9 protein-coding genes are annotated in these 10601 nt (G+C 39.5%); 2 read left to right on the forward strand and 7 right to left on the reverse strand.

All coding sequences use genetic code 11. The annotated features are described in order from the left end of the window. From ACNKXS_RS10675 to porV, 7 genes are all read right to left on the reverse strand, one after another. Positions 1–600, reverse strand: a complete 600-nt coding sequence (locus ACNKXS_RS10675; RefSeq protein ID WP_417920816.1) for a SprT-like domain-containing protein — start codon at positions 598–600, stop codon at positions 1–3. 3 nt (positions 601–603) lie between these two features. Beyond that, on the reverse strand, positions 604–1287 hold the full coding sequence (locus ACNKXS_RS10680; protein ID WP_417920817.1) for an SDR family NAD(P)-dependent oxidoreductase: 684 nt from the start codon (positions 1285–1287) through the stop codon (positions 604–606). Beyond that, positions 1280–2245 (reverse strand): M28 family metallopeptidase, encoded by a 966-nt coding sequence (locus tag ACNKXS_RS10685; RefSeq protein ID WP_417920818.1) that lies wholly within the window; start codon positions 2243–2245, stop codon positions 1280–1282. Before ACNKXS_RS10685 ends, ACNKXS_RS10680 begins: the two co-directional genes overlap by 8 nt. 63 nt (positions 2246–2308) lie before the next feature. Next, complete coding sequence (locus ACNKXS_RS10690; protein WP_417920819.1) at positions 2309–4039, reverse strand: pyruvate dehydrogenase complex dihydrolipoamide acetyltransferase; 1731 nt, start codon at positions 4037–4039, stop codon at positions 2309–2311. A 3-nt stretch (positions 4040–4042) separates the two neighbouring features. Beyond that, a complete protein-coding gene (pdhA, locus tag ACNKXS_RS10695; protein WP_295178191.1) occupies positions 4043–5044 on the reverse strand; it encodes a pyruvate dehydrogenase (acetyl-transferring) E1 component subunit alpha in 1002 nt (333 codons plus the stop codon). A 111-nt stretch (positions 5045–5155) separates the two neighbouring features. After that, on the reverse strand, positions 5156–5638 hold the full coding sequence (gene cdd, locus ACNKXS_RS10700; protein WP_417920820.1) for a cytidine deaminase: 483 nt from the start codon (positions 5636–5638) through the stop codon (positions 5156–5158). 73 nt (positions 5639–5711) lie between these two features. Next, complete coding sequence (porV, locus tag ACNKXS_RS10705; RefSeq protein ID WP_417920821.1) at positions 5712–6866, reverse strand: type IX secretion system outer membrane channel protein PorV; 1155 nt, start codon at positions 6864–6866, stop codon at positions 5712–5714. A gap of 418 nt (positions 6867–7284) precedes the next feature. Here porV and gldJ point away from each other — a divergent pair, with 418 nt between their 5' ends. Both gldJ and ACNKXS_RS10715 read left to right on the forward strand, forming a co-directional pair. Beyond that, positions 7285–8979 (forward strand): gliding motility lipoprotein GldJ, encoded by a 1695-nt coding sequence (gene gldJ / locus ACNKXS_RS10710; protein ID WP_417920822.1) that lies wholly within the window; start codon positions 7285–7287, stop codon positions 8977–8979. 66 nt (positions 8980–9045) lie between these two features. Continuing rightward, positions 9046–10356, forward strand: coding sequence for a UDP-N-acetylmuramoyl-tripeptide--D-alanyl-D-alanine ligase (locus ACNKXS_RS10715; protein WP_417920823.1), 1311 nt, complete (start codon positions 9046–9048; stop codon positions 10354–10356). The last annotated feature ends 245 nt before the right edge of the window (positions 10357–10601 follow it).

Below are 10601 nucleotides of genomic sequence, written 5' to 3' on the forward strand. Positions count from 1 at the left end.
TTAAACTTTTAGCAGTTCTACTTCAGCATTAGGCTGAAACAAATATATACGTCCGGTATCAATTTCCAGACATTCAAATCTTTTTACTTTTCTAGGCCCTTTCTTGAAGGTTTTGCCATTATGAATTCTGAATATGCTTCCGGAAGGGATCTCAAAAACATAGTTCTTATCATTTTCGGCATCATAGCTTTTCAATGCTACTGAAAGATGCGCATCTGTATCACTTGAAGCTTTAGGGTTTCTGAAGTGATTCGCTATCACCGGCAATAAAGAACCTGGAAAAACCTCGGGCCTGATGAAAGGTAGCATTAAACTTCGAAAACAATGTTTCCATTCCTGCCCATGTGGCTTGATACTTCTTCCATATTTTTCGAAAGCTACCAGATGTGCGATCTCGTGTACTGTGGTAATAAGAAATCTATATTTATTCAAATTGGAATTGATGGTAATTTGCTGAGACCCATCTGGCATTCTCCGGTAATCACCATGCCTGGTTACTCTTTCGTTTACGATCTTCAAATGAACCGAATGAAACCTGATCATTTCAGAAATAGGTTCCACAGCAGTAGCCGGAAGATATTTTGAAAGAATTTCTCTCATAAATTATGGAGTACTATTAGAAACCTGCATAATCTTGCCATTGTAGAACTGCTGACCGTTCTGACTAAAATTGGCAATATAACTCGCCATTTTTTCCGCAGAAACCGGTGCCTCGTAACCAGGAAAAGCTTCTTCAAGCATCTCAGTTTGAACAGCACCCAAGGCAAGGACATTGAAGGCTGGACCATTCTCTTTGTATTCTTCAGCAAGTAGCTCAGTAAGTGTAATAAGCGCTCCCTTACTTGAACTATAAGCAGCAAGTCCCGGAAACTTCATACTTCCCTGTATTCCACCCATACTACTAACATTAACAACATGTCCTCCCGTGTTCATAAATGGTAATAACTGGCGGGTAAGCTCAGCGACTCCTATCACATTCACTTTATATACTTCTGAAAAATCCTCCATGGTAGATTCAGCAAAAGGTTTATTTAAAAGAGTTCCTGCATTATTTATTAGAATATCAACTTTAGAGTCCCATCTATCAGCGATCCATTTACCAACACTTTCAATCTCAGAAACATTGGTAATATCGAATGCGAGAGCATTCACTTGGTCAAGGCTTAGTTTTTTGACTGGTTCATTATTTCTGGAAAGTGCCAGTACTTCGTGACCCTGTTCTGCAAAGATTTTTACCATTTCAAATCCAATTCCACGACTGGTTCCGGTAATTACAATTTTACTCATCACCCGTCATTTTAATTTCTTTCTCTTCAGAATTTGCCATTTTGGTAAGTCCTGGGACCAATGCACTGATAAGCTCAGACATGAATTCCGGATCAAGTTTTTCGGCTTCATCATCTACGTGATGGTAGTAATTATAATTTGAAAAATCGAAAGTAGAAACAGTTTGTGACGGCACACCAAAGGTTTCATAGAATGGGTAGTTGTCGCTTCGCTTGAATAAGCTCATTTGCTGCGCTTGCGGCAAAAATCCAAGCACCTTCTCACCATTAGAATATTCATTGAATTTTTCAGCCAGGTTAGATTTTTCAAATCCTGTGAGATACGCCTTGTAATCTTTGGCTTTCATGGGAACTCCAATCATTTCAATATTGAACATAACATACAGATCAAGCTCTTCAGATTTTAATCTATTGGCAAGATGTTTTGATCCTACCAACCCCATCTCTTCCGCAGAAAATAAAGTAAACAGGATGCTTCTCTTATTATTTTTCAGCTTGGCGAACTCTTTTGCCAGCGCGAGGACTGCAACAGTTCCAGCGGCATTATCATTAGCACCATTGGCTATAGCATCGCCATCTACCGGTTTTCCTTCACCAATATGGTCGTAATGAGCTCCTATCACGATAAACTCATTTTTGAGCTTATCGTCACTTCCCTCAAGGTATCCTACAATATTAAATCCATCGATATTTTTAACCTGAAAACTATCCCGGTAAGTTTCAAAGTATGGCTTAATTCCGGCGCTTTTAAATTCTTTTTCTATAAAGCTGGCGGCCTCTTCAATTCCGGCTGTACCGGTCTTTCTGCCCAATAGATCATCTGAACTTAAGTATTCCAGATGCTCTGCAACCTCTTTACTGTCTATAACATTCTCAGTAGTTTGCGCATTACAGGACAATAATCCTGCAACTACCATTGTCAAACCAGCTATTCTTACTTTATATGTTGTATTTCTCATAAAGTTAAAGATAAAAAAATCCCGCAATTATGCGGGATTCAAATATAGTTATGACGGCTAAACTTATGCCAGCATCGTCACTGGGTTTTCCATATATGTTTTTAGAGTTTGCAGGAACTGTGCTCCTGTTGCTCCATCTACTGTACGGTGGTCACAAGCAAGGGTAAGTTTCATGGTGTTTCCAACTACGATCTCCCCATTTCTAACTACAGGCTTCTCTACAATCGTTCCAACAGAAAGAATTGCTGAGTTTGGCTGATTGATAATACTTGTAAATTCTACAATCCCAAACATTCCAAGATTAGAAACAGTAAAAGTACTTCCTTCCATTTCGGCTGGTTGTATCTTTTTATTTCTAGCTTTCCCGGCAAGGTCTTTAACATTACCTCCAATTTGAGTAAGAGACATTTGATCAGCAAACTTAAGTACTGGAACTACCAATCCTTCATCGACTGCAACTGCAACTCCCATGTGGATATGATTGGCAAGTTTCATCGTGTCACCTGTCCACTGGCTGTTCACCTGCGGATGCTTTCTTAAGGCCATTGCTGAAGCTTTGATCACCATATCATTGAAAGAAACCTTAACATCAGGCATCTCGTTGATATGCTTGCGTGAAGCCATCGCGTTCGCCATATCTACTTCTATCGTAAGATAGTAATGTGGTGCTGTAAATTTAGACTCTCCAAGTCTTTTGGCGATCGTTTTACGCATTGGAGAGTTTTTACGCTCCTCATAGCTTTCTTCACCTGCTGGAGTATATGGCTGTACTGAAGCAGTAGTTTCTTTTTCTTTTGAAGAATCTGATTTTGCTTTTGTAGCAGCTTCCTTCTTTTCAGCTCCTTTAAAGTTTTCGATATCTTTTTTAACGATTCTTCCATTCTCTCCGGAACCATCTACATCTGCAAGATCGATTCCTTTATCTTCGGCCATTTTCTTAGCCAGAGGAGAAGCAAAAATTCGTTTTCCATCGTTAGATGCAGAAGAATCACTCGATTTCTCATCTTCTTTATCCTGCTTATCTGAATCTTTCGATTCCTCGTTTTGTTCTTCTACGGAAGAATCTGAAGATTTCTTCTTGGCTGAAGTATTTGTAGAACCATCAATGCCAGAAACATCTGTCCCTTCAGGTCCAATAATAGCTAGTAAGCTATCAACTTTTGCAGATTCACCTTCCTGGATACCGATCTTTAGAAGTGTTCCTTCATAGAAAGATTCGAATTCCATCGTTGCTTTATCTGTTTCGATTTCAGCAAGAATATCGCCTTCTTCTACTTTATCACCTTCCTGCTTCAGCCAGGCCGCAACAGTTCCTTCTTCCATAGTATCACTAAGACGTGGCATTTTTACCACCTCAACTCCTTCAGGAATAGCTCCTGAAGAATCAGAATCATCAGAAGAGTCTTTATCTGAATCAGATTTACTCTCTTCCTTATCCTTTTTATCTTCTTTCTTCTCTTCGGAATCATCATCTGAAGAATCTTTAGCATCTTCTTTATCTTCCGAAGAATCTGAAGATTTTCCACCACCTTCAATAAGGTCTGAAATATCTTCTCCTTCTTCTCCAATAATTGCCAGAAGCTCGTCAACTGGTGCGCCGTCTCCTTCTTCAACACCTATATGAAGCAAAGTACCATCATAGAAAGATTCAAACTCCATCGTCGCCTTATCGGTCTCGATCTCTGCAAGAATATCTCCCTCTTCTACTTTATCTCCTTTTTTCTTTAACCACTTTGCAACGGTACCCTCTTCCATGGTATCGCTCAAACGCGGCATTTTGATAACTTCTGCCATAGTTTAATCTAATTTATGTGCTAGAAATGGATAATCTTCCTGTTCGTAAACAACATCGTACATGATGTTCTTATCTGGGAAATCTGACTCATCTGCAAATTTCTCACATTCTGCCACTCTTTCCTTTACTCGCTTATCGATCTCCTTGATCTCTTTATCTGAAGCGTATTTTTTATCCTGAATGATCTTCTTCACCTTAGTGATTGGATCTAGTTTTTGATAATCGGCTACCTCATCTTTAGTTCTGTACTTCTGGGCATCACTCATAGAGTGACCTCTGTATCGGTAAGTTTTCAACTCAAGGAAAGTTGGACCGTCCCCTTTACGAGCACGTGTGATCGCCTCATCCAAAGCTTCAGCAACCTTTACTGGATCCATAGCGTCTACAGGACCACATGGCATTTCGTAACCATTACCTAACTTCCAGATCTCTGTATCTTTCGAAGTACGAGCTACAGATGTTCCCATCGCGTATCCGTTATTTTCAACACAAAATACAACTGGAAGGTTCCAGTTTACAGCCATATTCAGAGTTTCATGAAGAGAACCCTGTCTAACAGCACCGTCACCCATGAAAGTTAGGGTTACGTTATCCCTTTTGTGGTATTTATCTGCAAAGGCCAAACCGGCTCCTAGTGGAATCTGACCACCAACGATCCCGTGACCTCCGTAAAATCTATGTTCTTTTGCGAAAATGTGCATAGAACCACCAAGTCCCATAGATGTTCCAGTCTTCTTACCGTAAAGCTCTGCCATCACCCTTTTTGGATCCACACCCATACCTATTGGCTGAACGTGATTTCGGTAAGCAGTGATCATACGATCTTTCTCAAGATCCATCGCATGCAATGCTCCAGCTAAAATTGCTTCCTGCCCATTATATAAATGTAAAAATCCTCTAACTTTCTGTTGAATATAAACCTGCGCAAGCTTGTCTTCAAATTTACGCCAGAACAACATATCCTCGTACCACTTTAAGTATGTGGCTTTTGTAATTTTCTTCATCTAAAATTTATATTTAAAAGGCCAGACAGATTGGTTTTGCCGAGCGGATAACAAAAATACTATTTTCAGCAAGAAACGAAAACAGTTTTAAAGCAAAAAATTACGAAAACCTTATAGACAATTACTGTCAAAAACTAAAGGCAGAATCTCGGCAACCGATGCTGCTTTCATCACCTCTCCGGTTTCACCCATAAAATATAACTCGATAGCTTCCTTTTGCTTTACTTCGTACTCTACCAATGCCTGCCTGCAAGCTCCGCAAGGTGGTACCGGTTTGGTGATTTCCTGGTTCAATGAACGTGCAGTGATTGCGATCTTCAGGATTCTGGATCCAGGAAACTTTGCCCCGGCATAATAAACAGCGGTTCTTTCAGCACAAAGACCGGAAGGATAGGATGCATTTTCCTGGTTGCTTCCCACGACAACCTCACCTTTATCCAGTAAGATCGCTGCCCCTACTTTAAATTTCGAGTATGGTGCATAAGCCTGGTCTCTTACTTCAACAGCCTGCTTCATAAGATCCTGTAATTCTTCGGAAAGCTCCTCTACAGAATCATATACCTCGAGGCTGGTAGTGATATCTAATTTTTTCATTAGTAATTATTAAAGACAACAAAATCGGAAACCCAATGGATCCCCGATTTGGTTATAATTTAAAACGTGTTATTTAATTATTGAAAGTATCGCCAAAATTATAGCTCAAACCAAATCTAAGCGTCCCTTCCAGTGGACTAGGTACTGTAGAGGTCGAGAATAAATATGAAGCATCGATCACTACAGATTCGTAGGCAAAGCCAGCTCCAAGTGCAAAGAATTTTCTAAAACCTTTTTGATCACTTTCGTTAAAATAACCTGCTCTCAAAGCAAATTTCTCCTGATACCAGTATTCTGCTCCTACTGCAACGGTCACCTCTTTCAATTCTTCTGAAAAACCATCTGGAGCATCTCCGAAAGATTCGAAAATACCACCAATTGAACTGGTTTCATTATAAATAAGATCATCTTCAGCAGTTATTTGTCCATCACCATTAAAATCCTGCGGAGTTGGAACCAGAAGTTTATTAAATTCTACATAGGTCCCTAATTTATTATCCACATCAAAAATAAAATCAAAACCACCTCCAAGCTTTAAATTGGTTGGGATGAAGTTTTCCTGACCTGCATCATCATACTTCATTTTAGGTCCAATGTTCGCAATGTTTGCACCTAATCTCCATTGCCCGTCAAAACCTCCAAAGGTTAGATTGGCACTCTGATAATATGCGGCTACATCCACTCCAAAGGTAGAGGCCGCTCCAAGATCCTCGTTATCCTGTAAACCAAGATCAGATCGTAAGTACCGGCCGGCTACAGCCATAGAAATGTGATCACTTAGCTTTAAGGAATAGGAAATGTCAAAGGTAAGTTCGTTAGGATTCACAAGTATTGGCATCTGCTCGAAGATCTCTCTGGTTTCAATAGAACCAAGGCTGAAATATCTTAGCGAGGCTGCGGCCGCACTTCTATCATCGATCTTATGGAAATAGTTCAAGCTACCAAGAAAGATATCATTCACTATCTCACTGAGGTAAGGAGTATAAGAAACAGAAACTCCGTTTTCACTGGTAGCAAAAGCATATTTTGCTGGATTCCATTGTTGAGAGAACACATCTGGAGAAGTAGCGACTCCTTGGTCTCCCATCCCTGCAGCTCTGGCATCTGCCGCCACAAGCAAGAAGGGAACAGCTGTAGTTATCACACGATCCCCACTATCCTCCTGTGCAAATATTGAAAAGTCGACAAGAAAAATAGTCGCGATCAATAAGATTGTAGTTTTTTTCATTTTTCTTATGAATGAATGATAAACAAATATATAGTAATATTCCTGTTAAGAAAGCACCATTTAGCTAAAATGCCTTAGACAGGGGTCGAACAGAAGCTTTTGTGAGATAACTAAACCTTAAACAGTTATAACTCAATATACGACCATTTATTGCAATTTATGAGTATAAATTCAAATTACGGGAATGAATAATACGTGCAACTGCAATTTTTCATCTTCCTTTCCGTTTTGAAAACCAGATAATCATGAAATTCTAACAGTCTAGTAACTAAGCTTCTATAAATCATTGTTACCTATATCTATATCAGGCAGTTATAGCTTTCAGGGAGCTTTTAGAATTAACAAAATAATCTTGTACTTTTATCGTTAATTAGTATATTGCAAAGCCTAATTTTCTATCATTTAAGAAGGGAATACTATGAATTTGAATGTAGCTTTTAAAGCCGTAATTGCTGTGGTTTGTGGCGTAAGCTTACTGAGCTGTAATAAATCGAACAATTACAAAAATACCTCAAGAGCAACCGGTTGGGATATCAATTCTGACGAAGGTGGCTTTCAATACAATACAGATTATAAAGAGCAGGATGCTGCACCAGGTCTTGTATTTGTAGAAGGAGGAACCTATACAATGGGACGCGTTGCAGATGATCCTATGCACGATTGGAATAACACTCCAACCCAACAACATGTGCAGTCATTCTACATGGATGAAACCGAGGTGACCAATAAAATGTATCTTGAATATCTTGATTGGTTGAGAAAAGTTTTTCCACCAAGTGAAGAGAATTACAAAAACATTTACACCGGTGCTTTACCTGATACTCTTGTTTGGAGAAACCGTTTAGGTTACAATGAGACTATGGTTACCAACTACCTTCGTCACCCGGCATATGCTGAGTACCCGGTAGTAGGAGTTAGCTGGATACAGGCTGTGGAATTCAGTAAATGGAGAACAGACCGTGTAAATGAAAGCAATCTTGAAAAAGAAGGTTTTATAAAGGAAGGTGCGAGATATACAGATGTTGCTGCAGGTACAACTTTCAATACCGACACCTATATTCATTCACCTAGCAAGGCTTACGGAGGTAATACCGAAATTAGCCAGGGTGGAGACGAATCTCAGGACAGACTTTCTGAAACTAATGAAGCAGGAAATCCCATCAAAAAGGTTTACCCAGGTCGCGAAAGCGGTTTGATATATCCTGAATATAGACTTCCAACCGAAGCAGAATGGGAATATGCAGCACTGGGTCTTACAGGTATAAGAAGCTACAACACCTATCGTGGACGTAAGAAATATCCATGGGATGGACAGTATACCAGAAATGGTGATGTGAAGAAAATGGGAGATCAGCTGGCTAACTTTAAGCAAGGTGATGGTGACTATGGCGGAATTGCCGGATGGAGTGATGACGGAGCAGATATTACTGCCGAAGTAAAATCTTACGAGCCTAATGATTTTGGCCTTTATGATATGGCTGGAAATGTTTCTGAATGGGTAGCTGATGTTTACAGACCTATAGTAGATGATGAATTCAACGATTTTAACTACTACCGTGGTAACGTTTACACCAAACATGCTATCAATGAAGATGGATCAGTAAAAGTAGTAGGTACAGATGATGTTGTTTACGACACTCTAAGTAACGGGAAACTGGTAGCAAGAAATCTTCCAGGTGAAATTGCTCAGGTAGCAGTTACCGAAGAGGATACTTACATGAGAACTAACTTCACAGATAGTGACCAGAGAAACTTCCGTGATGGTGATAAGAGCTCTAGCAGATATTACCAGGCATTTCAGCAAGATGATGAAGATCCTAATAAGAGAATGTATAACTCTCCTAAATATGACAATTTCACTTACGCTGATAGTAGTTCTGATGGATCGCTGTCAAAAAGAGGGTATGATACAGAGAAAAGAACAACGCTTGTAAGTGACGAAGTAAGAGTATATAAAGGCGGTAGCTGGAGAGATCGTGCTTACTGGTTAGATCCGGCACAAAGAAGATATTTCCCGCAGGATATGGCAACCGACTATATTGGCTTTAGAAACGCTATGTCCAGAGTTGGCTCAAAGTCTCTTAATGACAATAAAACGGCAAGAAGTAACTAGACTTCCTGAACATAAAATAAACTTAAAGCCCTAACTTGTTTAGGGCTTTTTTTATAGATTTATTTTATGAATACAGCCAGACTACACCAACGCTTCCTTTTATGCAGTGGGGCAAACACAGATACCAGAAAAATCAAACAAGGTTCCATGTACTTCGCACTTAAAGGCGAAAACTTCGACGGAAACCTATTTGCGGCAGACGCACTAGCTGCGGGTGCACGTTATGTGGTTGTTGACGATAAATTGGTAGCGGAGTCCAGTGAACAGTACATATTAGTAAAGAATGTACTCGAATCATTACAAAAGCTAGCACTGTTCCATAGGAATTATTTAGGCATTCCAATTCTGGCAATTACTGGAAGTAACGGTAAAACGACAACTAAAGAGTTAATCAACGCAGTACTTTCCAGAAAATTCAAAACCATTGCTACACACGGTAATTTAAACAATCATATCGGAGTGCCGCTTACCTTGCTATCCATGGATCAGCAAACTGAATTCGGGATCGTTGAAATGGGTGCGAACCATCCATTAGAGATCGCCTTTTTATGCACCATCGCAAATCCAGATTATGGGTATATTACAAACTTTGGTAAAGCCCACCTTGAAGGATTCGGTAGTCTTGAAGGTGTTGTAAAAGCAAAGACCGAACTATATCATTATCTACAGGAAGAGACCAAACTTATCTTTCTGAACCTGGATGACGAAGTACAACAAAAGCACAGAAACTACAAGCATACTTTTGCATTTGGTGAAAATCCTGAATCTGAAGTTCAGGTAAAATATCTGGACGGTGAGAAATACGCGGGGGTACATTACAACCAAACCGACTTCATCAGCAAACTTACTGGTAATTATAATGGTCGGAATATGGCCGCTGCTTTATGTATTGGACTCTACTTTAAAGTCCCATTTGATGAGATCGAGAAAGCGATTGCCGCATATTCACCAGATAATAATAGATCAGAGATGATCGAAGCAGGAAGCAATACGATCATTCTGGATGCTTACAATGCAAATCCAACAAGTATGCAGGCAGCGCTTCAAAACTTTACGAGCTTAAAAACTGACAAACAGAAAATAGCCATTCTTGGAGATATGTTCGAATTAGGAAGTTCTGCCCCAGTAGAGCATCAAACGATTATTACAGATGCCGAAAACGGCAATCTAACCGAAATATACCTACTTGGAGATAATTTTAATCTAACTGAAACCTCCAGCAGCTTTACTTTTAAATTCAAGTCGATGGAAGCCTTGAAAAATCACCTGGAAGAAACGAATTTTAATAACTGTTATTTTTTGATCAAGGGCTCCAGAGGAATGGCTCTCGAAAGAGTGCTGGAAAATATTCCAGCAGAAAAGTCCAGTAAAAAGTAAGCTAAAATAATTTGTAGGCTGTCGTAAAGCGGCATCATCTATTCGAAACGAGCTAAGACTATATGCTAATTCGAATTAGATTCGCACTATGATAAAGAAACAATACAAAATTCTGATATCAGCTTTAGGCGTCACGGTCATAGCACTCATCATATTGATAAGCACCTTGCTTTCCTAAAGCTGCAAACAATATATTAATCAAAGGTTCCCAAAGGAACCTTTTTTAGTTTCAACGAAATTTAACC

This window comes from Christiangramia marina (assembly GCF_048285865.1).
Classification (GTDB): Bacteria; Bacteroidota; Bacteroidia; order Flavobacteriales; family Flavobacteriaceae; genus Christiangramia; species Christiangramia marina.